25 protein-coding genes are annotated in these 25432 nt (G+C 67.8%); 17 read left to right on the forward strand and 8 right to left on the reverse strand.

All coding sequences use genetic code 11. The annotated features are described in order from the left end of the window. Window position 1: 1 nt before the first annotated feature. The 10 genes from dxr (at window position 2) to AC11WY_RS03620 (ending at window position 9898) form a co-directional block, all read left to right on the forward strand. Complete coding sequence (gene dxr, locus AC11WY_RS03575; protein WP_482922605.1) at window positions 2-1192, forward strand: 1-deoxy-D-xylulose-5-phosphate reductoisomerase; 1191 nt, start codon at window positions 2-4, stop codon at window positions 1190-1192. A gap of 6 nt (window positions 1193-1198) precedes the next feature. Then, window positions 1199-2536, forward strand: a complete 1338-nt coding sequence (rseP, locus tag AC11WY_RS03580) for an RIP metalloprotease RseP (RefSeq protein ID WP_482922607.1) — start codon at window positions 1199-1201, stop codon at window positions 2534-2536. 130 nt (window positions 2537-2666) lie between these two features. Beyond that, on the forward strand, window positions 2667-2807 hold the full coding sequence (locus AC11WY_RS03585; RefSeq protein WP_482922609.1) for a hypothetical protein: 141 nt from the start codon (window positions 2667-2669) through the stop codon (window positions 2805-2807). 130 nt (window positions 2808-2937) lie between these two features. Continuing rightward, window positions 2938-5271, forward strand: a complete 2334-nt coding sequence (gene bamA, locus AC11WY_RS03590; protein ID WP_482922611.1) for an outer membrane protein assembly factor BamA — start codon at window positions 2938-2940, stop codon at window positions 5269-5271. Further along, window positions 5271-6044: an OmpH/Skp family outer membrane protein gene (locus AC11WY_RS03595; RefSeq protein ID WP_482922613.1), complete on the forward strand. Its 774-nt coding sequence runs from the start codon at window positions 5271-5273 to the stop codon at window positions 6042-6044. The genes bamA and AC11WY_RS03595 overlap by 1 nt, the downstream gene beginning before the upstream one ends. A gap of 76 nt (window positions 6045-6120) precedes the next feature. Beyond that, window positions 6121-6615 carry a 3-hydroxyacyl-ACP dehydratase FabZ gene (gene fabZ / locus AC11WY_RS03600; RefSeq protein ID WP_482922615.1) on the forward strand — a complete coding sequence of 165 codons (495 nt, stop codon included), beginning with the start codon at window positions 6121-6123 and terminating at the stop codon, window positions 6613-6615. Window positions 6616-6619: 4 nt separating this feature from the next. Further along, window positions 6620-7417, forward strand: a complete 798-nt coding sequence (lpxA, locus tag AC11WY_RS03605) for an acyl-ACP--UDP-N-acetylglucosamine O-acyltransferase (RefSeq protein ID WP_482922617.1) — start codon at window positions 6620-6622, stop codon at window positions 7415-7417. Then, on the forward strand, window positions 7414-8244 hold the full coding sequence (locus AC11WY_RS03610) for an LpxI family protein (protein WP_482922655.1): 831 nt from the start codon (window positions 7414-7416) through the stop codon (window positions 8242-8244). The genes lpxA and AC11WY_RS03610 overlap by 4 nt, the downstream gene beginning before the upstream one ends. Further along, window positions 8241-9404: a lipid-A-disaccharide synthase gene (gene lpxB, locus AC11WY_RS03615; RefSeq protein WP_482922619.1), complete on the forward strand. Its 1164-nt coding sequence runs from the start codon at window positions 8241-8243 to the stop codon at window positions 9402-9404. The genes AC11WY_RS03610 and lpxB overlap by 4 nt, the downstream gene beginning before the upstream one ends. Next, entirely contained in the window at window positions 9401-9898 is a 498-nt protein-coding gene (locus AC11WY_RS03620) for a GAF domain-containing protein (protein ID WP_482922621.1), read from the forward strand. The genes lpxB and AC11WY_RS03620 overlap by 4 nt, the downstream gene beginning before the upstream one ends. Window positions 9899-9985: 87 nt before the next feature. On the opposite strand, the gene mnmA is transcribed toward AC11WY_RS03620, so the two are convergent. Beyond that, window positions 9986-11134 (reverse strand): tRNA 2-thiouridine(34) synthase MnmA, encoded by a 1149-nt coding sequence (gene mnmA / locus AC11WY_RS03625; protein ID WP_482922623.1) that lies wholly within the window; start codon window positions 11132-11134, stop codon window positions 9986-9988. A 121-nt stretch (window positions 11135-11255) separates the two neighbouring features. Between mnmA and sciP the strand changes: the two genes are divergently transcribed. The 5 genes from sciP to AC11WY_RS03650 all read left to right on the forward strand — a co-directional run bounded on the left by sciP (window position 11256) and on the right by AC11WY_RS03650 (window position 16883). Further along, complete coding sequence (sciP, locus tag AC11WY_RS03630) at window positions 11256-11534, forward strand: CtrA inhibitor SciP (RefSeq protein WP_482922625.1); 279 nt, start codon at window positions 11256-11258, stop codon at window positions 11532-11534. 95 nt (window positions 11535-11629) lie between these two features. Beyond that, a complete protein-coding gene (ctrA, locus tag AC11WY_RS03635) occupies window positions 11630-12340 on the forward strand; it encodes a response regulator transcription factor CtrA (RefSeq protein ID WP_482922627.1) in 711 nt (236 codons plus the stop codon). A gap of 111 nt (window positions 12341-12451) precedes the next feature. Further along, window positions 12452-14578: an NAD-dependent DNA ligase LigA gene (ligA, locus tag AC11WY_RS03640; RefSeq protein ID WP_482922629.1), complete on the forward strand. Its 2127-nt coding sequence runs from the start codon at window positions 12452-12454 to the stop codon at window positions 14576-14578. A gap of 2 nt (window positions 14579-14580) precedes the next feature. After that, the gene (gene recG / locus AC11WY_RS03645) at window positions 14581-16671 is read left to right on the forward strand and encodes an ATP-dependent DNA helicase RecG (RefSeq protein ID WP_482922631.1); all 2091 of its coding nucleotides are present in this window, start codon (window positions 14581-14583) and stop codon (window positions 16669-16671) included. An 89-nt stretch (window positions 16672-16760) separates the two neighbouring features. Then, window positions 16761-16883 (forward strand): hypothetical protein, encoded by a 123-nt coding sequence (locus AC11WY_RS03650; protein ID WP_482922633.1) that lies wholly within the window; start codon window positions 16761-16763, stop codon window positions 16881-16883. A 154-nt stretch (window positions 16884-17037) separates the two neighbouring features. Here the strand turns inward: AC11WY_RS03650 and AC11WY_RS03655 are convergent, their stop codons facing one another. Continuing rightward, on the reverse strand, window positions 17038-17490 hold the full coding sequence (locus tag AC11WY_RS03655; protein WP_482922635.1) for an iron-sulfur cluster assembly scaffold protein: 453 nt from the start codon (window positions 17488-17490) through the stop codon (window positions 17038-17040). A 66-nt stretch (window positions 17491-17556) separates the two neighbouring features. On the opposite strand from AC11WY_RS03655, the gene hisI reads away from it, so the two are divergent. After that, complete coding sequence (gene hisI / locus AC11WY_RS03660) at window positions 17557-17916, forward strand: phosphoribosyl-AMP cyclohydrolase (protein WP_482922637.1); 360 nt, start codon at window positions 17557-17559, stop codon at window positions 17914-17916. Between the two features lie 41 nt (window positions 17917-17957). On the opposite strand, the gene gluQRS is transcribed toward hisI, so the two are convergent. From gluQRS to gyrA, 4 genes are read right to left on the reverse strand one after another with little or no spacing between them, the layout of a single operon-like run. Further along, the gene (gluQRS, locus tag AC11WY_RS03665) at window positions 17958-18833 is read right to left on the reverse strand and encodes a tRNA glutamyl-Q(34) synthetase GluQRS (RefSeq protein WP_482922657.1); all 876 of its coding nucleotides are present in this window, start codon (window positions 18831-18833) and stop codon (window positions 17958-17960) included. Next, window positions 18830-20173 (reverse strand): methylenetetrahydrofolate--tRNA-(uracil(54)-C(5))-methyltransferase (FADH(2)-oxidizing) TrmFO, encoded by a 1344-nt coding sequence (gene trmFO / locus AC11WY_RS03670; RefSeq protein WP_482922639.1) that lies wholly within the window; start codon window positions 20171-20173, stop codon window positions 18830-18832. Before trmFO ends, gluQRS begins: the two co-directional genes overlap by 4 nt. Then, window positions 20170-20496, reverse strand: a complete 327-nt coding sequence (locus tag AC11WY_RS03675) for a hypothetical protein (RefSeq protein ID WP_482922641.1) — start codon at window positions 20494-20496, stop codon at window positions 20170-20172. The genes trmFO and AC11WY_RS03675 overlap by 4 nt, the downstream gene beginning before the upstream one ends. Further along, window positions 20493-23216 (reverse strand): DNA gyrase subunit A, encoded by a 2724-nt coding sequence (gene gyrA / locus AC11WY_RS03680; protein WP_482922643.1) that lies wholly within the window; start codon window positions 23214-23216, stop codon window positions 20493-20495. The genes AC11WY_RS03675 and gyrA overlap by 4 nt, the downstream gene beginning before the upstream one ends. 196 nt (window positions 23217-23412) lie before the next feature. Between gyrA and AC11WY_RS03685 the strand changes: the two genes are divergently transcribed. After that, entirely contained in the window at window positions 23413-23682 is a 270-nt protein-coding gene (locus tag AC11WY_RS03685) for an usg protein (protein ID WP_482922645.1), read from the forward strand. Between the two features lie 67 nt (window positions 23683-23749). Here the strand turns inward: AC11WY_RS03685 and AC11WY_RS03690 are convergent, their stop codons facing one another. Then, complete coding sequence (locus AC11WY_RS03690; RefSeq protein ID WP_482922647.1) at window positions 23750-24796, reverse strand: ornithine cyclodeaminase; 1047 nt, start codon at window positions 24794-24796, stop codon at window positions 23750-23752. 1 nt (window position 24797) lies between these two features. Then, the coding region (locus tag AC11WY_RS03695) for an arginine deiminase-related protein (protein WP_482922649.1) at window positions 24798-25432 on the reverse strand (635 nt) is incomplete at its 5' end.

Raw genomic sequence — 25432 nt, forward strand, 5'->3', positions numbered from 1 at the left:
GGTGCGGCGGATCGCGATCTTCGGCGCCACCGGCTCGATCGGACAGAACACCGTCGATCTGCTGACGCGGCAGGGCGGGGCAGGGGCCTACCAGGTTTCCGTGCTGACCGGCGGGCGGAATGTCGCGCTGCTGGCCGCGCAGGCGCGCGCGTTGCGGGCGGGCCTGGCGGTGACGGCGAATGCCGAGTGCTACGCCGACCTCAAGGCGGCCCTGGCGGGCAGCGGCACCGAGGTCGCCGCCGGGCCGGACGCGATCGCCGAGGCGGCGGATCGCCCGGCCGACTGGACGATGTCGGCGATCGTCGGGGCGGCGGGGCTGGTGCCGGGGTTCCGGGCGCTGGCGCAGGGCGGCACCCTGGCGCTGGCCAACAAGGAAAGCCTGGTGACGGCCGGGCCGCTGCTGCTGGCGCAGGCGCGGCGGCATGGCGCCACCATCCTGCCGGTCGACAGCGAACATTCGGCGGTGTTCCAGGCCCTGACCGGCGAGGATATCGCGGCGGTCGAGCGCATCATCATCACCGCCTCGGGCGGGCCGTTCCGCACCTGGAGCGCCGAGCGCATCGCGCGGGCGACCCCCGCCGAGGCGGTGGCGCATCCGAACTGGACGATGGGGCGGCGCATCTCGGTCGATTCGGCGAGCCTGTTCAACAAGGCGCTGGAACTGATCGAGACGCGCGAATTCTTCGGCATCGACCCCGACCGGATCGAGGTGCTGGTGCATCCGCAATCGATCGTGCACGCGCTGGTCGGCTTTATTGACGGCGCGGTGATGGCGCATCTGGGCGCGCCCGACATGCGGCACGCCATCGGCTACGCGCTGAACTGGCCGCAGCGGCGCGAAACGCCGGTGGCGCGGCTTGATCTGGCCGCCATCGGCAGCCTCAGCTTCGAGGCGCCGGACCCGGTGCGGTTCCCCGCGCTCCGCCTCGCTCGCGAGGTTATGAAGGCGGGGGGGCTTGCCGGGGCGGCCTTCAATGCGGCAAAGGAGGTGGCGCTGGACCATTTCCTTGACGGCAGCATCCGGTTTCCCGGCATGGCCGCGGCGGTGGAAGAGACGCTTGCCCGGCTTTCGGGCGAAAGCGGTCTTACGAATGCCCCGGTTGATCTGGATGCTGTTCTTGACATGGATCAGCGGGCGCGCGCTGTCGCGCGTGAGGTGATGGACCGGCAGCGGTCAAGGCAACAAGGGTAGGAACGCGTGGATCTTATCGGAATGATACCGTCGTTCGGCGGGCTGCTTTATACCGTCGTGGCCTTTGTCGTCGCGCTGTCGATCATCGTGGCGGTGCATGAATACGGCCACTATATCGTCGGCCGCTGGTCGGGCATCCACGCCGAGGTGTTTTCGCTCGGGTTCGGCCCCACGCTGGTGTCGCGGGTGGACCGGCGCGGCACGCGCTGGCAGATTTGCGCGCTGCCCTTCGGCGGGTTCGTGCGCTTCTTCGGCGACAGCGACGCCGCCTCGGGCAAGGACGCCGAGGCGCTGTCGGAACTGACGCCGGAGGAACGGCGCCACACCATGCACGGCGCCCCGCTCTGGGCGCGCGCCGCGACCGTGGTGGCGGGCCCGGCGTTCAACTTCGTCTTCGCGATCGCCCTTCTGGTCGTGCTCTACATGGTGTCGGGCGTGCCGACCGATCCGCCGTCGGTGGGCCAGATGAAACCGATGCCGGTCGCCAGTGCGGGCCTGCAGGCCGGCGACACGATTCTGACGATGGGCGGGATGCCGACGCCCGACAGCGCCAGCTTCGGCGCCGCGGTCGGCAAGCTTTCGCCGGCCCCGACGGTCAGCTACAGCATCCTGCGCGACGGTCAGGCGATGACGGTCGACGGGCCGTTTCCGATGCCGCCGCGCGTCGAGGGCCTGAGCCCGCAATCGGCCGCGATCGCGGCGGGGGTGCACCTGGGCGATGTGGTGACGGCGGTCGACGGCACCCCGATCTGGGCCTTCGAGCAGTTGCGCACGGCCGTCGGCGACTCGGGCGGCAAGCCGGTCGACCTGACGATCTGGCGCGACGGACAGGTGCTGCACGAGACCCTGACCCCCAAGCGCAGCGACCTGCCGACCACCGGCGGCGCCTTCGAGACGCGCTGGCTGATCGGCATCTCGGGCAGCCTCGCCTTCGATCCGAAGACGCGCACGCCCGGCCCGGTCGAGGCCCTGGACCGGGCCTTCACGCAGACCGGCTACATCGTGGAAAGCAGCCTCAGCGGGCTTTATCACATGCTGACCGGCGCGATCAGTTCGTGCAACCTGCACGGCCCGATCGGCATTGCCGAAACCTCGGGCGCGGCGGCCAGCCAGGGGGTGATGAGCTTCTTCGGCTTCATCGCGATGCTGTCGATCGCGGTGGGGCTCTTGAACCTGTTCCCGGTGCCGATCCTCGACGGCGGCCACCTCGTGTTCCACATCTGGGAGGCGGTCACCGGCCGCCCGCCAAGCGACCGCGCGCTGAAGGTGCTGATGGGGGGCGGGCTGTTCCTGATCCTGTCGCTGATGGCTTTCGCGCTGTCCAACGACGTCTTCTGCCCCTGATCGCCCGCGGCATTTCGCCCTTGCGCCTTGGCGCGCCGGATTCTGCCGCGGCGCGCCGGGCGGGCGCCCAAATCTGGCCACAATCGCGCGCTAGACCGTGATCACGCGGTCTGGAAGCGGAGTTTGGCAGATGCACATGGTCATGGACGGCTACCAAGGGCTTTCCCTCATCGTCCGGTTGAACTGGGACCGTATCTTCATGGTCGGCACACTGATCGCCGGGCTTCTGGCCGGGGCCTTCCTTGGCCAGGCGATGACCGGGATGTATTAAGGCCGCCGCCGGGGCCGAAAAAGGCCAAACTGTCCACAGTTGCCTTGCCCGGTTGCCTGCCTCCCCTTTTGACAAGCCCCCCCAATCCCGCTAGTCAGGTCTGACGGATTTTTGACACGGCGGAATGAATATGCACGACGAACGCGGCGCCCAAGCGGCGAACGGTATCGGCCGGGGAGTGGCAGGTGTGCTCCTTCGGGCCTTCGCCGTGGTGGCAATCGCCCTTGCTGTGTTCGCTGCGGCGCTCCGTGCGCAGGCGGCAACCTACACCTTCACCGTGGTTCAGGTCGACGGGCTGCAACGGATCGAAACCGGCACGGTTCTGACCTACGCCGCGATTCCCAAGGGCAAGCCGGTCACCGACGGCGACCTGAACGATGCCTACCAGCGCATCGTGAACTCCGGCCTGTTCGAGACCGTGGACATGCAGCCCTCGGGGTCGCGGCTGGTGATCAAGGTCAAGGAATTCCCGACGATCAACGTGATCAACTTCGAGGGCAACAAGCGGCTCAAGTCCGAAGACCTCGCCAAGCTGATCAAATCGCAGTCGCGCCGGGTCTATTCGCCCTCGCTGGCGGAGGCGGACGCGGCCGCGATCACCGAGGCCTACCGCCAGACCAAGCGCTATGCCGCCATTGTCACGGCGAAGATCATTCCACGCTCGGAAAACCGGGTCGATCTGGTGTTCGACATCCAGGAAGGCGGCACCGTCGAGGTGCAGCGGCTGTCGTTCATCGGCAACCAGACCTTCTCGGACCGTCGCCTGCGCGAGGTTCTGGCGACCAAGCAGGTCGGCTTCCTGCACCAGTTCTTCAGCGACAACACCTTTGTGCCGGACCGGCTGGCCCAGGATGAACAGCAGCTGACCGACTTTTATCACTCGCGCGGCTTCATCGACTTCCGCCTGCTCGACGCCAACGCCCAGATCGACCGCGAGCGCAAGGGGTTCTACCTGACCTTCATGCTTCAGGAAGGCCAGCCCTACGCCTTTGCCAAGACCTACGCGACGACCGAGCTGAAGGACATCGACCTGAAGGACTTCCAGGCGCAGATCCGGATCCGGCCGGGCGTGACCTATTCGCCGACGATCATCGACGACACCGTGACCCGGATGGAAAACGAGGCGATCCGCAAGGGGCTGAACTTCATCCGCGTGACGCCGAAGATCATCCGCGACGACAAGAACCTGGCGCTCGACGTGAACTTCGTCGTCGATCGCGGCCCCAAGGTCTTCATCGAGCGGATCGACATCGAGGGCAACTCGACCACGCAGGACCGCGTGATCCGGCGCCAGTTCCACGCCGTCGAAGGCGACCCGTTCAACCCGCGCGAGGTCAAGGCGGCGTCGGACCGCATCAAGGCGCTCGGCTACTTCAAGGATGTGCAGGTCAACCCGCAACAGGGGGACACGCCCGATCAGGCGATCGTCAACGTCACGGTGCAGGAACAACCCACCGGCACGCTGTCGCTTGGCGGCACCTATGGCATCAGCGGCGGCTTCGGCCTGGCGCTCAGCTTCTCGGAAGACAACTTCCTGGGCCGCGGCCAGTCGGTCAGCGCCAACATCAACACCACCAGCACGGATCAGCAGTCGTCGTTCGGCTTCATCGAGCCGGCGCTGTTCGGCCGCGACCTCGCGTTCAAGCTGAACGGTGGCTATACGACCACGACGCACAGCTACGCGACCTATGACACGCGGCTGGTTTCGTTCAGCCCGGCGATCGAGTTTCCGGTCAGCGCGCGCGGTCGGCTGGAACTGCGCTACAGCGTCGGGCGCAACATGCTGAAGAACTTCGACGCCGATACGTCGACGATCATCACCAGTGAAGGCGGGGGCCGCACCTACAGCGGTCTTGGCTATACCTACAGCTTCGACACCAACCGGGATGCGTTGAGCCCGAAAACCAGCATGCAGTTGCGCTTTGGTCAGGATTTCACGGGGCTCGGTGGCTCGGCGAAATACATCGCGACCACGGCGCTGGCCTCCGCCCAGACCAAGGTCGCGCATGAATCGGTGACGCTGCGCGCGCAACTGGAGGGCGGTGTGATCTCGATGCTCGGCGGGCAGGACAACACTGTGGCCGATCGCTACTTCCTGAACGGCAAGATCATCGGGTTCAAGACCAACGGGCTTGGCCCGCGCGACACGACGACCGCAGCCAACGACGCGCTTGGCGGTAATACCTATGTCGTGGGCCGGGTTGAGGCGATCTTCCCGCTGGGCCTGCCGGAAGACTACGGCATCAGCGGCGGTGTGTTCATGAACGCCGGTTCGGTCTGGAACCTGCAGGATACCTACGGCGTCGCGGTGGACGGCGGCTTCCACCTGCGGGCCGCGTTGGGCTTCACGCTCTACTGGACCACGCCGATCGGGCCGCTGCGCTTCGACTTCTCGCGCGCGATCAAGAAGATGCCGTATGATCAGGTGCAGAACTTCAACCTGTCGATCGCGACGAAGTTCTGATGCGGGCCGGGCGCGTCGCTGCGGTCGCTCTTGCGCTGCTCGTCGCGCCCGCCCTCGCGCTTGCCCAGAACGCCGGGACCGTCGCACCCGATGCGCTGGCACCCGACTCTGCGCCACCCGTCGCGGGCCCACCCGCCGCCGTGACCGCCCCGGATGCGACGTCGACCGGGGCCGGGACGCTGCCGATGCAAAGCCCGGTGCTGACGATCGACCCCGACCGGCTGTTCACCGGCTCGAAGTTCGGCCAGCGGGTCGAACGGGAATACGAAGACAAGGCCCGCCAGCTTGCCGCCGAGAACCGGATCAAGGAGGGCGAGCTGACCGCGGAAGAGCGTGACCTGACCGAGCGCCGCCCGAAGCTGACACCGGAGGAGTTTCGCAAGCTTGCCGATGCCTTCGACGCCAAAGTGGAAGGCATCCGCGCGGCGCAGGGGGCCAAGAACAGCGATCTCGACCACCAGCGCGAGGCCGAACGGCAGCGGTTCCTGCAAACCGCGCTGCCGGTCCTTGGTGATCTGGTGCGCGAGACCGGCGCGGTGGCGATCCTGAATACGCAGGCGATCTTTCTGGCATTCCGGGGCATCGACATCACCGATCGCGCGATCCAGCGGATCGACGCGAAGATCGGCGACGGCACGCAACTGGAGCCCGCGCCGGGCGACGGCACCGCGCCTGCGGTGCCGCCCCCGACACCGCCCCCGACACCGGCCCCGACACTGGCCCCGACACTGGTGCCCGATGTCGGCGGCGCGACGCCCGCACCGGGCAACTAGCGCGCCTTGCCACCCTCGGGCCGAGTTGCTAGTCAGGCAGGCGACCCCGCTCGTACGCCTCACGAAGGAGACATGGATGACGCAGAGCCCCGCCGAAGTTGCCAGCCAGGACGCCCCGGTGGCGATGCTCAGTGCCGACCTCGCGCTCATCTACCGCTGCATTCCGCACCGCTTTCCGTTCCTGTTCGTCGACAAGGTGCACAGCATCGTGCCGCACAAGTCGGCGATCGGCGTGAAGAACGTCACCTTCAACGAGCCGCATTTTCAGGGCCATTTTCCCGGCGTGCCGATCATGCCGGGCGTCACGATCATCGAGGCGATGGCCCAGACCTCGGCGGTGCTGGTCAGCTTGTCGCTCGATCTGGTCGACAAGAACCCGCTGGTCTATTTCATGAACATCGACGGCTGCAAGTTCCGCCGCATGGTGGTGCCCGGCGATGTGTTGAGCATGCACGTGACGGTCAAGCGCGGCGGCGGGCGGGTCTGGAAATTCCACGGTCAGGCGATGGTCGAGGGTGAACTGGCGGCCGAGGCCGAGTTCACCGCCATGATCGACCTCAAGCGCGGGTGAGCGGATGACGATCGACGCCGCGGCCCGCATCCATCCTTCGGCGGTGATCGAGCCGGGCGCCGTCATCGGCGCGGGCTGTATCATCGGCGCTTTCGCGGTGGTCGGGCCCGAGGTGACATTGGCGCCGGGGGTCGAGCTGAAAAGCCACGCCGTCGTCACCGGCTGGACCGACCTGGGCGAGGGCACCGTGGTCTGGCCCTTCGCCTGCGTCGGCGAGGTGCCGCAAGACCTGAAATTCCGTGGCGAGCATACGCGGCTGATCGTCGGCAAGCGCAACCGCATCCGCGAGGGGGCGACGCTGAACACCGGCACCGAGGGCGGCGGTGGCGTCACCCGCATCGGCGACGACTGCCTCCTGATGACGGGCGCCCATGTCGGCCACGACGCGCAGCTTGGCGACCGGATCGTGCTGGCCAATCAGGTCGCTATCGCGGGGCATTGCGTGATCGGCGACGACGTGATCATCGGCGGGCTGTCGGGCATCCACCAGTTCGTGCGCGTCGGGCGCGGGGCGATCATCGGCGCGGTCACGATGGTGACCAATGACGTGATCCCCTACGGCCTGGTGCAGGGCCCGCGCGGCGAGCTTGACGGGCTGAACCTGGTGGGCCTCAAGCGGCGCGGGGTCGAGCGGGCCGACATCACCGCCCTGCGCGCCGCTTACCAGATGCTGGCGCAGGGCGAGGGCGCCTTTGTCGACCGCGCCCGCCGCCTGTCGGAGGAAACCGACAGCGACTATGTGCGTGAGGTCACCGCCTTCATCCTGGCCGGGTCCGACCGGTCATTTCTGACGCCAAGCTGATGCCGGGCCGGGTTGCCATCATCGCCGGAACGGGGGCGCTGCCGGGGTTGGTGGCGCGCGACCTGCTGGCGCACGGCCGGGTGCCCTTGGTCGCGGGCGTGCATGGCTACACCATCGAGGGGCTGACCGCCGAAATCGAGTTCCGCGCCGAACGGATGGTGCCCTTCATGCGCGCGCTGGCCGATCAGGGCGTGACGCAGGTGATCTTTGCCGGGGCGGTGCAGCGGCCCAGGCTCGACCCCGCGCTGTTCGATGCCGAAACGGCGGCGTTGGTGCCGCGCATTCTGGCGGCGATGCAGCAGGGCGACGACGGGCTTCTGCGCGGCGTGATCGGGTTTTTCGAAGAGGCCGGGCTGCCGGTGGTCGGTGTGGCCGACGTCGCGCCCGCGCTGGTGCCTGCGGCGGGCGTCCTTGGCGCGGTGCAGCCCTCCGATGCCGACCGGCGCGATGCTGGCCGGGCCGAGGCGATCGTGACCGGGCTTGGCAGCCTTGATGTGGGGCAGGGCGCGGTGGTGGCGCAGGGCCTGTGCCTGGCCGTCGAGGCGTTGCCGGGCACCGATGCCATGCTGCGCTTCGTGGCCGGGATCGACCCGGTGCTGCGGCGCGACCCCAGGCAGGGGCGCGGCGTGCTGTACAAGGCGCCGAAGCCGGGGCAGGACCGCCGCATCGACCTGCCCGCGCTGGGGGTGCAGACAGTGATCGGCGCGGCCGCGGCGGGCCTTGGCGGCATCGTCTTCGAGGCTGGCGGCGTCGTCCTGCTGGACCGCGCCGCGATGGTGGCCGAGGCCGACCGGCGCGGGCTGTTCCTGTGGTCGCGCGACCCATGAAGCTGTTCCTGATCGCGGGCGAGCCGTCGGGAGACAAGCTGGGCGCCGCGGTGATGGCGGGGCTCAAGTCGCTGGCGCCCGGTGTGAGCTTCGCCGGGGTCGGCGGGCCGCTGATGCAGGCCGAGGGGATGGCGAGCCTTTTTCCGATGGAAGAGCTGTCGGTGATGGGCATCGCCGAGGTGCTGCCGAAGTATCGCGCGCTGATGCGGCGGATCGACCAGACGGCGGCCGCGGTAGTGGGGCTGGCCCCCGACGCGCTGATCACCATCGACAGCCCGGATTTCTGCCTGCGCGTCGCCCGCCGGGTGCGCGCCGCGCGGCCCGGCCAGCGCACCATCCATTACGTCGCGCCCTCGGTCTGGGCCTGGCGGCCGGGGCGGGCGGTAAAGATGGCCGAGGTCATCGACCATGTGCTGGCGCTGCTGCCGTTCGAGCCGCCCTACATGGAGGCGGCGGGGATGACCTGCGATTTCGTCGGTCATCCGGTGGTGGCGGAGCCGCTGGCGACGCTGGCCGAGGCGGCCGAGTTTCGCGCCGCGCAGGGCATCGCGGCCGGGGCGCCGCTGATCCTGACCCTGCCGGGCTCGCGCCGGGGCGAGGTGGCGCGGCTGGGCCCGCGCTTTGGCGAGGTGTTGCGCGCGGTGGTGGCCGCGCACCCCGAGGCGCGGGTGGTGGTGCCGACGGTGCGCGGCGTGGCGGCGGCGGTGCGCGAGATGGTGCAGGGCTGGCCGGGTGCGCCCGTCGTGGTCGAGGAGGTGGCGCAGAAGCGCGCGGCCTTTCGCGCCGCCGACGTGGCGCTGGCGGCGTCCGGCACGGTGTCGCTGGAACTGGCGGCGGCGGGGGTGCCGATGGTGGTGGCCTATGATGTCGCCTGGCTGTCGCGTGTGCTGATGCAGCGGATGATCCGGGTGGATACCTTCACGCTGGTGAACCTGGTCACCGACACCCGCACGGTGCCCGAGTTCATCGGTGCGGCCTGCAAGCCCGCGCTGATCGCGCCCGCGCTGTTGCGGATGCTGGGTGACGGGCCCGAGCGCGCGGCGCAGCGCCGTGCGATGGCCGATTGCATGACGCGCCTCGGCCTTGGCGGCGAGCCGCCGGGACTGCGCGCCGCGCGGTCCGTCCTGTCTCATCTTTCCGCGCAAGGAGCCCTGCCATGACGCCCGATCCGATGACCGCCTTTGCCACCGCACTGGCGAAAGCCCGCGCCCCGATCGACGCCTTCACCGCGCTCGACGCGCTGGTGCAGGCGGTGCTGGGGGCGAAACTCGTCAGCGTGACCACGGTGGAAAAGGGCGGCGCGCTGGCGCGGCGCAGCTATTCCAACATGCCCGGCCCCTATCCCGTCTCGGGCACAAAGGTGGTCGAGCCGAACCGCTGGACCGAAGCCGTGATCGACCGCGGCGAGACCTTTGTCGCCAACACCCTGGCCGAGATCGCCACGGTGTTCCCCGATCACGCGCTGATCGGCTCGCTTGGCCTCGGCTCGGTGGTGAACATGCCGGTGGTGCTGGGCGGCGAGTTGATGGCGACGCTGAACCTGCTCGACGTGGCGGGTTATTTCACGCCCGCGCGGCTGGCGCTGATCCGCGACCGCCTGACCCTGCCGACGCTGGCCGCGCAACTGGCCCATGACCGGCTGGCGGCGCGTTAGCGCGAATTGCGTTCAACATGAATCAGAGTTCGCCCCGAGAGTCGGGCGAATTCTGATGTCCTTGCGTCAGATCGAACGCAATTCGCGTTAGCGGCCCTTCCAGATCCAGCCGCCGCCCAGCACCCGGCTGCCGTCGGGCGCATAGAAGACGCAGGCCTGACCGGGGCTGACGCCTTCCTCGGCGCTCAGCAGTTCCACCTCGGCCTCGGTCGCCGACAGCGGGCGCAGGATCGCCGGGCGCGGCGCGCGGGTGGAGCGCACCTTGACCTCGATCGGCCATTCGGCCTGCGCCGTCAGCGGCACGTCGCCCAGCCAGTTGACCTCGCGCAGCGGCACGCGGGTGGTGGCCAGCGCCTCTTTCGGGCCGACAATCACCCGGCGCGTGGCGGGATCGAGTTTCACGACATAGAGCGGGTCGCCCATGCCGCCGATGCCAAGGCCACGCCTTTGGCCGATGGTGTAGTGGATCACGCCGCGATGGGTGCCGATGACATGGCCCGCCAGATCGACGATCTCGCCGGGATCGGCCGCACCGGGGCGCAGCTTCTCGATCACGGCGGCATAGTTGCCGTCGGGCACGAAGCAGATGTCCTGACTGTCGGGCTTGTCGGCGACCGGCAGGCCATAGCGGACGGCCAGCGCGCGGGTTTCCGCCTTGCTGGACAGGTGCCCCAGCGGGAAGCGCAGATAGGCCAGTTGCGGCGCGGTGGTCGAGAACAGGAAGTAGCTCTGGTCGCGCGCCGGATCGGCGGCACGGTGCAGTTCCGGCCCGTGGACGCCCAGCTTGCGCTGGATGTAGTGCCCGGTCGCCATGCAGTCGGCGTCAAGGTCTTTCGCGGTGGCGAGCAGATCCTTGAACTTCACCCGCTCGTTGCAGCGGATGCAGGGTACCGGCGTCGCCCCCGCCAGATAGGCGTCGGCGAATTCGTCGATCACCGCGTCGCGGAAGATGTTCTCGTAGTCGAGCACGTAATGCGGAAACCCCATCGTCTCGGCCACCCGCCGCGCGTCGTGAATGTCGCGCCCGGCGCAGCAGGCGCCCTTTTTCGCCAGCGCCGCGCCGTGGTCGTAAAGTTGCAGCGTGACACCGACCACGTCGTAGCCTTCCTCGGCCAGCATCGCGGCGACCACCGAACTGTCGACCCCGCCCGACATCGCCACCACCACGCGCGTGTCGGCCGGGGCCTTGGGCAGGCCCAGCGAATTCAGCGGCAGCGTGGGGCGGTCAAGCGGCATCGGGCGTCCTTTCCAAGACCATAAGCAATATAGGAAAATACGACATATTCTCAACCCCCGGGTTTCACCCGTCCTTAAGCCTGACTGGCGAGACTTGCCGGACAGGACCGAGGGGACCGCGATGTATCTCAAGCGAGTAGACGGGCCGCGACAGGTGACCCTGCCGGACGGCAGCGTGCTGAGCCGGGCCGATCTGCCTGCCGCCGACACCCGGCGCTGGGTCGCCAGCCGCAAGGCGGTGGTGGTGCAGGCGGTGGCGCATGGGTTGATTTCGCGTGAAGACGCGCTGCAGCGCTATGCGCTGTCGGAGGAGGAATTCGAACTCTGGCGCGCGGCCGTCGAGGCGCATGGCGTGGCGGGGCTGAAAGTGACAACCATCCAGAAATACAGACAACTTTAAGTTGTTTTTCGCTCGCGCTCTGGCACAGTAACCCCTGGTTAACCAATGGCCGTCAGTGTCGTTAACCGACGGGGGACTGTAGCGGAGTATCGGACATGCGAATTCTTCTGGTCGAAGATGACCCGGCGACCTCGCGCAGCATCGAGTTGATGCTGACGCACGCCAACCTGAACGTCTACTGCACGGATCTGGGCGAGGAAGGGATCGACCTCGCCAAGCTCTACGATTACGATCTGATCCTGCTTGATCTCAACCTGCCGGACATGCACGGGCACGACGTGCTGCGCCAATTGCGCCTGGCGCGGGTCGATACGCCGATCCTGATCCTCTCGGGGGCCGACGATACCGAGAACAAGATCAAGGGCTTCGGCTTCGGTGCCGACGACTACCTGACGAAACCCTTCCACCGCGAGGAACTGGTGGCGCGCATCCACGCCATCATCCGCCGCTCCAAGGGCCATGCCCAGTCGGTCATCCGCACCGGCATGATCGAGGTCAATCTGGATGCCAAGACGGTGCAGGTTTCCGCCAAGACGGTGCACCTGACCGGCAAGGAATACCAGATGCTGGAGCTTCTGAGCCTGCGCAAGGGCACCACGCTGACCAAGGAGATGTTCCTGAACCATCTTTACGGCGGCATGGACGAACCCGAATTGAAGATCATCGACGTCTTCATCTGCAAGCTGCGCAAGAAACTGGCGGAGGCGACGGGGGGCGAGAACTACATCGATACGGTCTGGGGCCGCGGCTATGTGCTGCGCGATCCCAACCCGGCCGAGGCGCGACGCCTCGCCGTAGGGGCCTGAGGCAGAACCCGGCAACCGGGCAGGAATGACACGAGAGCCACCACTCGCGTCTGGACCTCTCCGGGGGCGCCTCCTATCACAAGGGGGGCGACACCCCGGGGAGGCGCAACAATGCAGGGCAAGGCCGTCGAAGACCTGACCGAGGCTGAGGCGCGCGCGGAACTCGCGCGGCTCGCCGCGGCCATCGCCCGCGCGAATCGGGCCTATCACACGCTCGACGCGCCCGAGATGACGGACGCCGACTATGACGCGCTCAAGCGCCGGAACGGGGCGATCGAGGCCGGGTTTCCGGCCCTGAAGCGGGCTGACAGCCCGTCCGATCAGGTCGGCGCGGGTCTGGCCGAAGGCTTTGCCAAGGTCCGCCATGCGGTGCCGATGCTCAGCCTGGAAAACGCCTTCGCGCCCGAAGATGTGGCGGATTTCGATGATCGGGTGCGCAAGTTCCTTGGCCTGACGCCCGACGCGCCGCTGATCTTTACCGCCGAGCCGAAGATCGACGGGCTTTCGCTCAACCTGCGCTATGAGGGCGGCAGGCTGGTGCAGGCGGCGACGCGCGGCGATGGCGAGGTGGGCGAGAACGTCACCGAAAACGCACGGACCATCGCCGACATTCCGCGTCTGGTGGCGACTGCGCCCGACGTGCTGGAGGTGCGCGGCGAGGTCTACATGAGCCACGCCGACTTCGCCGCGCTGAACGCGCGCCAGACGGCGGCCGGTGAAAAGACCTTCGCCAACCCGCGCAATGCCGCCGCCGGCTCGCTGCGCCAGCTTGACGCCGCGATCACCCGCGCGCGGCCGCTGCGGTTCTTTGCCTATGCCTGGGGAGAGTTGTCCGCGGCACTGGCCGAGACCCAGATGGGGGCGATCGAGCGATTCGCGGCGATGGGCTTTCCGACCAACCCGCTGACGCGGCTCTGCGACGGGCCGGAGGCGCTAATGGCGATGTATCGCGAGATCGAGGCGAAGCGCGCGACGCTCGGCTACGATATCGACGGTGTCGTCTACAAGGTGAACGACCTTGCGCTGCAACGGCGGCTGGGGTTCCGGTCCACCACGCCCCGCTGGGCGATCGCGCACAAGTTTCCCGCCGAACTGGCCTGGACCCGGCTGGAGGCGATCGACATCCAGGTCGGCCGCACCGGTGCGCTGTCCCCGGTGGCGCGGCTCTTGCCGGTGACGGTGGGCGGCGTCGTGGTGTCCAACGCGACGCTGCACAACGAGGATTACATCGCCGGGCGCGATGCCAAGGGCAACGCGATCCGCGGCGGCAAGGACATCCGGGTGGGCGACTGGGTGCAGGTCTACCGTGCGGGCGACGTGATCCCCAAGGTCGCCGACGTGGACGTGTCACGCCGGAGCCCCGACGCACAAGCCTTTGAATTCCCGCATGTCTGCCCGGAATGCGGATCGGCCGCGATCCGTGAGGAGGGGGACGCAGTACGCCGGTGTACCGGTGGACTGGCCTGTCCGGCGCAGGCGGTGGAGCGGCTGAAACATTTCGTCAGCCGCGCCGCCTTCGACATCGAAGGCCTGGGCGCCAAGCAGGTCGAGGCGTTCTTCGCCGACCCGATGCTGCCGATCCGCGAACCTGCCGACATCTTCACCCTGGCCGCACGGGATGCCGCCAACCCGTTGCAGAAGCTGAGGAACCGCGACGGCTGGGGCGAGAGGTCGGCCGCCAACCTGTTCGCGGCGATCGAGACGCGGCGCGGCATCCCGCTCAATCGGCTGATCTTCGCGCTTGGCATCCGGCATGTCGGCGAAGCGGCGGCCGGGCTCCTGGCCACGCATTATGGCACCTGGGCGGCCTTCGAGGCGGCGATGACGGCGGCCGAGCCCGGCGCGGGGCCGGAATGGGATGAACTTCTGGCGATCGACGGCGTCGGGGCGGTGCTGGCGACCTCGGTCATCACCGCCTTCCATCAGGCGTCCGAGCGCGCATCGATCGACCGGCTGATCGCGCATCTGACGGTGCAGGACGTCGCACGGCGCGGGCCAGTGGAAAGCCCGGTGGCGGGCAAGACTGTCGTGTTCACCGGCGCGCTGGAGCGGATGACGCGGGCCGAGGCGAAGGCGCGAGCCGAGGCGCTGGGGGCCAAGGTGGCGGGCTCGGTTTCGGCCAAGACCGATCTGGTGGTGGCGGGCCCCGGTGCCGGGTCGAAGGCGAAGGCGGCTGCGGCGCTTGGCGTGCAGGTGATCGACGAAGACGCCTGGCTGGCCCTGATCGGGGACGCCTGACGATGGCGGGCCGGCCGGAGATCCTGTTCCCGCTCTTTGCCAGCCTCGAAACGCTGGAAGGCGTCGGCCCGAAGACGGCCGAGGCAATGGCCGGGCTGGGGATCGAGCGGCCCCGCGACATGCTGTTCACACTGCCGCAAACCGGGATGGACCGCAGCCGCCGCGACTCGGTGCGCGAGGTGGTGCCGCCCGCGGTGGTGACGGTCGAGGTGACGGTGGGCGCGCATTTCCCGCCGCGCGTGAAGGGGCGGCCCTACCGGGTGGCGGTGCGCGATGCGCAGATCGAGTTTCAGCTCGTTTTTTTCCATGCCCGCGCGGAGTACCTGCAAAAGCTGCTGCCGACCGGTCAGCGGCGGCTGGTCTCGGGCAAGGTGGAACTGTTCGACGGCATCGCGCAGATGGTGCACCCCGACCATGTGCTGCGCCCCGAGGAGGCGGGTGACCTGCCCGCCTTCGAGCCGGTCTATCCGCTGACCGCCGGGATCACGCAGAAGGGCATGGCCAAGGCCGCCGCCTCGACGCTGGCGCGGGCGCCGGTGCTGGCCGAATGGATCGACGCCGCACTGAAGGCGCGCGAGGGCTGGCCGGACTGGCACGCGGCCGTCACCGCCGCCCACGCGCCGCAGGGCGCGGCGGACCTTGCGCCCTCCGCCCCGGCGCGGCAGCGGCTGGCCTATGACGAGCTGCTCGCGCATCAACTGACCTTGGCGCTGGCCCGCGCGACGCTGCGGCGGGGCAAGGGGCGGGCCACGGTCGGAACTGGAGCTTTGCAGCGCAAGGTGCTGGACTCGCTTCCTTATCTTCGGACGGCAGCGCAGGAACGGGCGGCTGCCGAGATTGCGGCCGACATGGCCTCGCCGCTGCGGATGAACCGGCTTTTGCAGGGCGACGTGGGGTCCGGCAAGACGCTGGTGGCCTTTCTTGCGCTGACGGTGGCGGTCGAGGCGGGCGGTCAGGGCGTGATGATGGCACCGACCGAGATCCTCGCCCGTCAGCATCTCGATAGCCTGCGCCCGCTGGCCGAGGCCGCGGGGGTGGTGCTGGAACTGCTGACCGGGCGCGACAAGGGCGCCGAGCGGGCGGCCAAGCTCGCGGCGCTGGCAGCGGGCGAGATTCAGGTGCTGGTCGGCACCCATGCGGTGTTTCAGCGCGACGTGGAATTCCGCGATCTGCGGCTGGCGGTGGTGGACGAACAGCACCGCTTTGGCGTGGCGCAGCGGATGGAACTGGCGGACAAGGGCCAGGCCGCCGATGTCTTGGTGATGACGGCGACGCCGATTCCGCGCTCGCTCAGCCTCGCGCAATACGGCGACATGGATGTGTCGGTGCTGGACGAAAAGCCGCCAGGGCGCAAGCCGGTGGCGACGGCGCTGATTTCGGCGGGCCGGATGGACGAGGTGGTGGCCCATCTGCGCCGCGCGGTGGCCGAGGGGCGGCAGGCCTACTGGGTCTGCCCGCTGGTCGAGGAAAGCGAACTGACCGACATGACGGCGGCCGAGGAACGCTTCAAACGCCTGCGCGCCGCGCTGGGTGAGGGCGTGGTGGGCCTGGTCCACGGCCAGTTGCCGCCCGCCGAGAAGGACGCCGCGATGGCCCGTTTTGTCGCTGGTGACACCAAGGTGCTGGTGGCGACAACGGTGATCGAGGTGGGGGTGAACGTGCCCACCGCCACGATCATGGTGATCGAGCGGGCCGAAAGCTTCGGGCTGGCGCAGTTGCACCAGCTGCGCGGCCGGGTCGGGCGCGGCACGGCCGAATCGACCTGCCTCCTGATGTATCAGCCGCCGCTGAGCGAGGGCGGCAAGCGGCGGCTGGGCATTCTGCGCGACACCGAGGACGGCTTTCGCATCGCCGAGGAGGATCTGGCGATGCGCGGCGCGGGCGACCTGATCGGCACCGCGCAATCCGGCCTGCCGCGCTTTCGCATCGCCGATCTGGAGCGGCAATCATCGCTGATGGCGGTGGCGCAAAGCGACGCGCGGCGGCTGTTGGCCGACGACCCGACGCTGGAAACGCCGCGCGGCCAGGCGGTGCGGGTGCTGCTCTGGCTGATGGAGCAGGACCGGGCGATTCGGCTGATGAGCGTCGGTTGATGGTTTGTTCCTGAATGTTCCTAAAAGGTTCTTTACATCGAATGGTTAATATGAGAACAAAGAGGCAACCCGAAACGAGGAGGTCGCCGATGTTCGCCGAGATCAAATCCGCCCTGTCGCGCACGGCGCCGACCCTTCTTGCGGACGCCGCTGGAGTTGCGGCCCTGGTCACGCTGCTGGTGGTCGGGCTGTCGCTGCCCGGTATCGTCTGACGCTTTCTGCCTGCGGTCTCTGCGGTCGTCCCGCATTCTGTCCCCAACTGGTGCCGCATCCGGCCTGCCTCGCCGATGCTTCGACCGAACCCACAGAGACACGCCACTTGCCGCCGCCATCCGCCCGGATGCGCGGCGGTCTTCTTTTGCGGGGTCAGGCGCTTGGCGCGGCCTCGGCCTGCGCCATCGCCTCGGCGGTGGCCTCCAGCGCCAGCAGGATCGAGGCGTGGCGGTTCTTGTAGTCGCGCGCGGGCAGCAGCACTTCGAAGCCGTCGAACGGGGCGGCGGGAACCGGGCCGCCGTCTTTCAGCATGGCGCGCAGGGCGTCGCGGGCGCCTTCCACCTCGGCGCGGGTGCGCCCGAGGATATGGGCGCCCACCACCGCGGCCGAGGCCTGCCCCAGCGCACAGGCCTTCACATCCTGCCCGAAGGCGGCGATGCGGCCATCCTTCAGCGCCACATCGACGGTGACGGTCGACCCGCACAGCGGCGAGCGGCGCTTGACGGTGGCGTCGGGATGCTCAAGCCGCTGGGTCAGCGGAATCGCCGCCGCCAGCGCAAGGATGCGCTGCGAATAAAGCTTGATCAGGTCGGTGTCGCTGCTCATGGCTTTCCCCGGGCTGCCGTCGGCCATAGATAGAGGCGCCGCCCGGATTTGCAAAGGAGCCCGGCCATGACCTTCGACCCTGCCACGCTGCACTTTGACGCGGCCGGACTGATCCCGGTGATCGCGCAGGACGATGCCACCGGCGAGGTGCTGATGCTGGCCTGGATGAACGCCGAGGCGGTGTCGCGCACGCTGGCGACGGGCCGGGTGACCTACTGGTCGCGCTCGCGTGCGGCGTTCTGGGTGAAGGGCGAAACCTCGGGCCATGTGCAGCGGCTGGTGGAATTGCGGCTGGATTGCGACCGCGACTGCCTGCTGGTGCGGGTGGAACAGCAGGGCCCGGCCTGCCACACCAACCGCCGGTCGTGCTTCTTCACGGCGGTGCGGGACGGGGCCGAGGTCGAGATTCTGACGCCGATGGCATGAGGCAAGTCGTGGGGGCCTTGCCCCCACACCCCTAGGATATTTCAGGACCGAAAGGAGAGGCAGGGCAGGCCGACGATGCGGCGGATGTCCTGCGGCGTGGCACCCTCGGCGCGGTAGTGGGCCAGGGCGCGGGCGTCGTCGCGTTTGGCGAGCCGCTTGCCGGACTCGTCGCGGATCAGGCGGTGGTGATGGTAGGCGGGGGTCGGCAGGCCGAGCAGGGCTTGCAACAGGCGGTGCAGAAATGTCGCCTCGAAGAGGTCGGCGCCGCGCACGACTTCGGTGATCTGCTGGCGCGCATCGTCCACCACGACCGCCAGGTGATAGGCGGCGGCGCCGATGTCCCGGCGGGCCAGGACGATGTCGCCCATCGTGGCGATGAGATGAGCGTTGTCAATGTGATGGCGGCCGGAGTGAAGGTCGCCTGTCTCATCGAACGCCAGCGCCGCCGCGCCGCAGGCCGCAAGCGCGCGGGCCATGTTCAGCCGGATCGCATCGCCGGGGCCACGATCACCCATCGGGCGGGCGCGGCAGGTGCCGGGGTAGATCATGCCATCCGGCATCGGATGTGCGGCGCCTTCCTGGGGGGCCGAGAGCGCGGCCTGGATGTCCGCGCGGGTGCAGCGGCAGGGATAGCAGAGGCCCATCGCACTCAGCCGCCTGAGCGCGGCCTCGTAGTCGGCGAAGTGGTCGGACTGGCGCAGGACCGGGGTTTGCCAGCGGATGCCGAGCCAGGCGAGGTCGTCGCAAATCGCCGCCTCGTCGTCCGGGCGGGCCCGGGCGCGGTCTATATCCTCGATCCGCAGGAGAAATGCGCCGCCACGTTCGCGCGCATGGTCGAACCCGAGCAGCGCGGAGTAGGCATGGCCAAGGTGCAAGCGGCCCGTGGGCGAGGGGGCGAACCTCGTGCGATACATCAGGATTGCTCCGCAAGCCATTCCTTGAGCATGGCTTTCGCGCGATCTGTGTAGCCCTTGTAGCGGTCCTTGCGGCCCTTGCGGCCGCCGCGCGCGGCATCAAGCGGCGGGAACAGGCCGAAGTTGACATTCATCGGCTGGAAGGTTTTCGCATCGGCGCCGCCGGTGATGTGATGCACCAGCGCGCCCATCGCCGTTTCGGGCGGCGGTGCATCGAGCGTGTGACCCTTGATCGCGGCCACCGCCAGTCGCCCGGCCAAGAGGCCCATCGCGGCGCTTTCGACGTAGCCCTCGACCCCGGTGATCTGCCCGGCAAAGCGGAGATGCGGGCGCGACTTCAACCGCAGTTGCGCATCAAGGAGGCGCGGCGCGTTCAGGAAGGTGTTGCGGTGAATCCCGCCAAGACGTGCGAAACTGGCATCCTGCAAGCCGGGAATCATCCGGAAAACATCGGTTTGCGCGCCATACTTCATCTTGGTCTGGAAGCCGACGATGTTGTAGAGCGTCCCCAGCGCATTGTCGCGGCGCAGTTGCACCACGGCATAGGGCTTGTCGGTCGGGCGATGCGCGTTGGTCAGGCCGACGGGCTTCATCGGCCCGAAGCGCAGCGTCTCGCGGCCGCGTTCAGCCATCACCTCGATCGGCAGGCAGCCGTCGAAATAGCCTGCCGTTTCGCCCTCGTGGAACTCGGTCTTGTCGGCGGCCAGCAGCGCGTCGATGAAGGCCTCGTATTCGGCTTTCGTCATCGGGCAATTGAGGTATGCGGTGCGTTCTTCCTCGGTCTCGCCCTTGTCATAGCGCGACTGGCGCCAGGCGATCGACAGGTCGACCGTCTCGGCATGTACGATCGGCGCGATGGCGTCGAAGAAAGCCAGCGCCTCGGTGCCGGTCTCGGCGCGAATCGCCTCGGCCAATGCACCGGAGGTCAGCGGGCCGGTGGCGATGATCCAATGACCATCTGAGGGAAGGGTGGTAACTTCTTCATCAGAAACGGAAATCATTGGATGCGCGCGCAGCCGTTCGGTGACGGCGCGGGCGAAGGCCTCGCGATCCACCGCCAGCGCACCCCCGGCGGGCAGCGCATGGGCGTCGGCGGTGGCCATGATCAGCCCGCCCGCCGCGCGCATTTCCCAGTGCAGCAGCCCCACCGCATTCTGCTCGTCATCGTCGGAGCGGAACGAGTTCGAGCATACCATTTCGGCCAGATTGCCGGTCTGGTGCGCGAAGGTGCCGACCTTGGGGCGCATTTCGTGGATCTCCACGCGGATACCGCGTTCGGCCGCCTGCCAGGCGGCCTCGGAGCCGGCCATGCCGCCGCCGACGATGTGGAGTGTCTCGCTCATGCGCCGGTCTTAGGGCCTTCGGACGCGCGCGACAAGGCGGCGCATTCGGCGGCGTGGAACGCGGCGGGGTCGTGCCCGTCAAAGCGGCCCAGACCGGCGGCGAGGTCGTAAAAGCCGCGGCCGGGCAGGCCGGTCGCGCGACTGACCACCCACGCAGCAAGGAACGGCAGCCCTGCCGCCGCATCCTCGGCCATTGTCGCTTCCAGAGCCGCCGTGATCTGCGCGATCACCCCCGGCGGCTGAAGCCCCAACGCCGCCGCCGCGTCCGCGTAAGTCACCAGACCGGGCTGCGCCAGAAGCCAGCGGCGCAGCGCCGCCGTCATTCCGCGTCGTCGCCCTGATCGGCGATGCGGGCGACCGAGACGACCTCTTCCCCCGCGCCGGTGTCGAAGACCTTGACGCCCCCCGCCGCGCGCGAGCGGAAGGAAATGCCCTCGACCGGGCAGCGGATCGACTGGCCGGTGGAGGTGGCGAGCATGACCTGATCGCTGCGCTCGACCGGGAAGAAGGCCACCAGCGTGCCGCCGCGCGCGCCCGAAGACATCGCCTTGACGCCCTGGCCGCCGCGCCCGCGCACCGGATAATCGTGCGAGGATGACAACTTGCCCAGCCCGCCTGCGGTGATCGTCAGGATCAGGTCTTCCGCCGCCGACATCTGCGCGAAGCGTTCGAGCGGCAGTTGCCCGGCCTCGACCGCGTCTTCATCCTCATCCGCCTCGGTCTCCTCGACCAGACCTTCTTGCGCGCGGCGCATCTTGAGATAGGCCGCGCGTTCCGCCGGATCGGCCTCGAAATGGCGGATGACCGCCATCGACACGACGCTGTCGCCCGCGACCAGCCGGATGCCGCGCACGCCGGTCGAGTCGCGGCCCTTGAACACCCGCACGTCGGTGGTCGGGAAGCGGATCGCCCGGCCCGCGCCGGTCACCAGCATGACGTCGTCGGCCTCGTCGCAGATGCGCGCGTTCACCAGACTGATGCCGTCGGGCAGTTTCATCGCGATCTTGCCGTTGCGCATCACGTTGGTGAAATCCGACAGCGCATTGCGGCGCACATCGCCTTCGGAGGTGGCGAAGACGATCTGCAGGTTTTCCCATTCCTCGTCCGGCACGTCGACCGGCATGATCGCGGCGATCGACACGCCGGGGTCGATCGGCAGCACCGAGATCATCGGCTTGCCCTTGGCGTTGCGCCCCGCCAACGGCAGCCGCCAGCATTTCAGCTTGTAGGCCATGCCGTCGGTGGTGAAGACCAGAAGCGCGGTATGCGTGTTGGCGACGAAGAGCGTGGTAACGACGTCGTCTTCCTTGGTCGCCATCCCGCTCAGCCCCTTGCCGCCCCGCCGTTGCGCGCGGAATTCGGCCAGCGGCGTACGTTTGATCCAGCCCGAGGAGGTGACGGTGACCACCATATCCTCGCGCTCGATCAGGTCTTCGTCGTCCAGATCGCCCGCCCAATCGACGATCTCGGTGCGGCGGGGCACGGCGAAGGCGTCGCGAACCTCGGTCAGTTCGGCCGCGATGATCGCCATGATGCGGTCACGCGAGCGCAGGATGTCAAGGTAATCCTTGATTTTGGCAGCCAGATCCTGAAGCTCGTCAGTGATCTCCTTGACGCCAAGCGCAGTCAGCCGTTGCAGCCGCAGATCGAGGATCGCGCGGGCCTGAATCTCCGACAGGTAGTAGGTGCCGTCCTCGTTGATCTTGTGGGTCGGGTCGTCGATCAGGCGGATATAGTCGACGATGTCATGCGCGGGCCAGCGCCGCGTCATCAGCTTTTCGCGTGCCTCGGCCGGGTCGGCAGAGGTGCGGATGGTCGCCACCACCTCGTCCACGTTCGAGACCGCGACCGCCAGACCGCACAGGATATGGCTGCGCTCGCGTGCCTTTCGCAGCTCGTAAGCCGTGCGGCGTGCCACAACTTCTTCGCGGAAGGTAATGAAATGGCTCAGGAAAGCTCGCAGCGTCAGTTGTTCCGGCCGGCCGCCGTTCAGGGCCAGCATGTTGCAGCCGAAATGGGTCTGCATCGGGGTAAAGCGCCACAACTGGTTCAGCACCACCTCCGCCGTGGCATCGCGCTTCAGCTCGATCACCACGCGCACGCCGACGCGGTCGCTTTCGTCCTGCACGTGGGCGATGCCCTCGATCTTCTTGTCGCGCGCCATTTCGGCGATCTTCTCGATCATGGTGGACTTGTTCACCTGATAGGGAATCTCGTCGATGACGATGGCGAAACGGTCCTTGCGCAACTCCTCGATATGGGTGCGCGAGCGGATGATCACGCTGCCGCGCCCCTCCATATAGGCCTTGCGCGCACCGGACCGGCCCAGCAGCAAGCCGCCGGTCGGGAAATCCGGCGCCGGAACATAGTCCATCAGTTGTTCCGAGGTCAGGTCCGGATCAGCGATCAGCGCCAGCGTCGCGGCGATCACCTCGCCAAGGTTGTGCGGCGGAATGTTGGTCGCCATGCCGACCGCGATGCCGCCCGCGCCGTTGACCAGCATGTTCGGAAAGCGGGCCGGAAGCACCGTGGGCTCGCGGTCCTTGCCGTCGTAGTTGTCCTGAAAATCGACGGTGTCCTTGTCGATGTCAGCCAGCAGGAAGGCGGCCGGCTTGTCCATCCGCACTTCGGTATAGCGCATCGCGGCGGCGTTATCGCCGTCCATGCTGCCGAAATTGCCCTGGCCATCCAAGAGCTTGAGGCTCATCGAGAAGGGCTGTGCCATCCGCACCAGCGCGTCATAGATCGCGGCGTCGCCGTGCGGGTGGTATTTCCCCATCACGTCGCCGACCGGACGCGCCGACTTGCGGTAGGGCTTGTCATGCGTGTTGTTGGTTTCGTGCATCGCATAAAGAATGCGCCGGTGCACCGGTTTCAGCCCGTCGCGCAGATCAGGGATCGCGCGGCTGACGATCACGCTCATCGCATAGTCGAGATAGGAGGACTTCATCTCCTCCGCAATCGACACCGAGGGGCCCGAAAAGCCGGGGCGGTCAGGCGTCTTTTCTTCTGCGGAGTCAGGTGGTTCCGGCGTATCGCTCACGTGGGTCCGATCTTCTGGCTATGATGCGCAACATCTGGCTGGCCGGACTATATCCGATGCAGGCGCGGGGGTGCAATGGCGTGTGGTCGCACCGCTTGGCAGCCGCCGGGGCAGAGTGACAACATATTGTTTTCATTGAAAATAAATTCCGATGTGACAGACTGCCGAGTCAGGGGGGATCGTCAAGGAGTGATCCATGCGCGAGACCGAGACCGAACTGATGCTGAAGGGCTACGGCCTGACCACGGCCGAGTTCTTCTATCGCCTGCCCGACTATCGCCGGGTGCTGAACAGTTACCTCTGGCAGGACTATGATCTGGCCCCGGATTACCCGCGGCTCTTCAAGTTCATCGAGTTCTGGCAGCAGAAAATCGAGGGGCCGCTGCACTCGGTCCGCTTCACCCATCGCAAGCTGATCGCGCCGGGGGAATGGCGCAATGTGGTGGGCGAGTTCCGGCTGAACTAGCGGCCCGGCGGGGCGGCGGGAGCCTCCGGCGGGGATATTTCGGCCAGTAAGTATTGGCAAGGCGCGCTCAGGGGGCGGCGCGCAGCAGCATCCCGTAAAGGTCGCGCGGGTCGTCGGGGTCGGCGATCATGTCGAGCATCTGGGCCAGCCCGGTGCCCTGCATCCGCTCGTGGACGTAGCGCAGCGCGCTGAAATCCTCGATGGCGAAGCCGACGCTGTCAAAGAGCGTGATCTGGCGCGGATCGGTGCGCCCCGGCGCGGTGCCCGCCAGCACCTGCCAGAGTTCGGTCACCGGATGGTCGGCGGCAAGCTGCTGGATCTCGCCCTCCACCCGCGTCTGCGGCGGGTATTCGACGAAAATCGCGGAGCGCAGCAGGATGTCGCGGTGCAGTTCCGTCTTGCCGGGGCAATCGCCGCCGACCGCGTTGATGTGGACACCCGCGCCGACCATATTGTCGCGCAGGATCGTCGCGTACTGCTTGTCGGCGGTGACGGTGGTGATGATCTGCGCGCCCAGGATCGCCTCTTCCGACGAGCGGCAAGAGGTCACGCGCAGGCCGGAGCCCGCAAGGTTCTTCGCGCATTTCCGGGTGGCGGCGGGATCGATGTCGTAAAGCCGCACCTCCTTGATGCCGCAGATCGCCGCGAAGGCCAGCGCCTGGAACTCGGCCTGCGCGCCGTTGCCGATCAGCGCCATGACATGAGACCCGGCAGGCGCCAGCGCGCGCGCCGCCATCGCCGAGGTGGCGGCGGTGCGCAGCGCGGTGAGGATCGTCATTTCGCTGAGCAGGACCGGATAGCCCGTCGCCACATCGGCCAGAAGGCCAAAGGCGGTAACGGTTTGCAACCCGTCCTTCAAGTTCTTCGGATGGCCGTTGACGTACTTGAAACCGTAAAACGCGCCGTCCGAGGTCGGCATCAGCTCGATCACGCCGACATCGGAATGCGAGGCGATGCGCGGCGTCTTGTCAAAGCTGGGCCAGCGCCGGAAATCGGCTTCGATCGCCGCGGCGAGGTCGCACAGCACCTGTTCCACCCCGATCCGATGGACCAGCCGCATCATGTTGTGAACGCTGACGAAGGGAACCAGCGCGAGGTGCGAGGGGGTGTTCATGTCAAGCTCCGGGGCCAAGGCGGCCGGGGCGCGCCTGCAGGTGGACGCCGGCGATCATGCAGCGCACCGATCCTCCGGCGAGTTCGATGGTGGGCACGTCGAGCACAAGCACCTTTGCCGAGCGTTCGACGATGGCGCGCTGATCGCGTGTCAGGGCGTCGTGGGCGGTGCGCGAAAGTGCGAGGATGCGGCCGTCGCGGGCGCTGAGTTCGATGGCGTTGCCAGCGAAGGCCGCGATCTGCGCGGGCGAAAGCGCGATCACCTCGCGGCCGGATTCGGCGAGGCGCTCGACCACGTCGGCGCGGCGGGTGGCGGAGACGATCATCTCGAGCCCGACCAGCGCGAAATCGGTGGCCACGCACATCAGCACGTTGGTGTGGTAGATGTCGCGACCGACCTGGTCGCGGGCCGCGAAGACCATCGGTTCATAGCCGAAATTGGTGCAGAAGCGTTCCAGCAGCATCGGGTCGGCGCGGTTCGACTGCACCGTGTAGGCGATGCGCCCGATGTGATCGAGCACCATCGCCCCGGTGCCTTCCAGCGCCAGTCCGTCCTCTTCCAGCCCGGAATAGTCGATCACGTCCTGCACCCGGTAGGCATGTTTCAGGAACTCGATCACGTCGGCGCGGCGCTCGC

This window comes from Solirhodobacter sp. (assembly GCF_964715405.1).

Excerpts from the sequence above, each read along its gene's own strand:
- recG (WP_482922631.1), top strand. The coding sequence starts at position 14,581 with ATGGCGGGCCGGCCGGAGATCCTGTTCCCGCTCTTTGCCAGCCTCGAA.
- lpxA (WP_482922617.1), top strand. The coding sequence starts at position 6,620 with ATGACGATCGACGCCGCGGCCCGCATCCATCCTTCGGCGGTGATCGAG.
- AC11WY_RS03620 (WP_482922621.1), top strand. The coding sequence starts at position 9,401 with ATGACGCCCGATCCGATGACCGCCTTTGCCACCGCACTGGCGAAAGCC.
- lpxB (WP_482922619.1), top strand. The coding sequence starts at position 8,241 with ATGAAGCTGTTCCTGATCGCGGGCGAGCCGTCGGGAGACAAGCTGGGC.
- AC11WY_RS03690 (WP_482922647.1), bottom strand. The coding sequence starts at position 24,796 with ATGAACACCCCCTCGCACCTCGCGCTGGTTCCCTTCGTCAGCGTTCAC.
- fabZ (WP_482922615.1), top strand. The coding sequence starts at position 6,121 with ATGACGCAGAGCCCCGCCGAAGTTGCCAGCCAGGACGCCCCGGTGGCG.
- mnmA (WP_482922623.1), bottom strand. The coding sequence starts at position 11,134 with ATGCCGCTTGACCGCCCCACGCTGCCGCTGAATTCGCTGGGCCTGCCC.
- AC11WY_RS03585 (WP_482922609.1), top strand. The coding sequence starts at position 2,667 with ATGCACATGGTCATGGACGGCTACCAAGGGCTTTCCCTCATCGTCCGG.
- AC11WY_RS03675 (WP_482922641.1), bottom strand. The coding sequence starts at position 20,496 with ATGACGGCGGCGCTGCGCCGCTGGCTTCTGGCGCAGCCCGGTCTGGTG.
- AC11WY_RS03595 (WP_482922613.1), top strand. The coding sequence starts at position 5,271 with ATGCGGGCCGGGCGCGTCGCTGCGGTCGCTCTTGCGCTGCTCGTCGCG.
- sciP (WP_482922625.1), top strand. The coding sequence starts at position 11,256 with ATGTATCTCAAGCGAGTAGACGGGCCGCGACAGGTGACCCTGCCGGAC.
- ligA (WP_482922629.1), top strand. The coding sequence starts at position 12,452 with ATGCAGGGCAAGGCCGTCGAAGACCTGACCGAGGCTGAGGCGCGCGCG.
- AC11WY_RS03685 (WP_482922645.1), top strand. The coding sequence starts at position 23,413 with ATGCGCGAGACCGAGACCGAACTGATGCTGAAGGGCTACGGCCTGACC.
- AC11WY_RS03655 (WP_482922635.1), bottom strand. The coding sequence starts at position 17,490 with ATGAGCAGCGACACCGACCTGATCAAGCTTTATTCGCAGCGCATCCTT.
- bamA (WP_482922611.1), top strand. The coding sequence starts at position 2,938 with ATGCACGACGAACGCGGCGCCCAAGCGGCGAACGGTATCGGCCGGGGA.
- hisI (WP_482922637.1), top strand. The coding sequence starts at position 17,557 with ATGACCTTCGACCCTGCCACGCTGCACTTTGACGCGGCCGGACTGATC.
- ctrA (WP_482922627.1), top strand. The coding sequence starts at position 11,630 with ATGCGAATTCTTCTGGTCGAAGATGACCCGGCGACCTCGCGCAGCATC.
- AC11WY_RS03650 (WP_482922633.1), top strand. The coding sequence starts at position 16,761 with ATGTTCGCCGAGATCAAATCCGCCCTGTCGCGCACGGCGCCGACCCTT.
- trmFO (WP_482922639.1), bottom strand. The coding sequence starts at position 20,173 with ATGAGCGAGACACTCCACATCGTCGGCGGCGGCATGGCCGGCTCCGAG.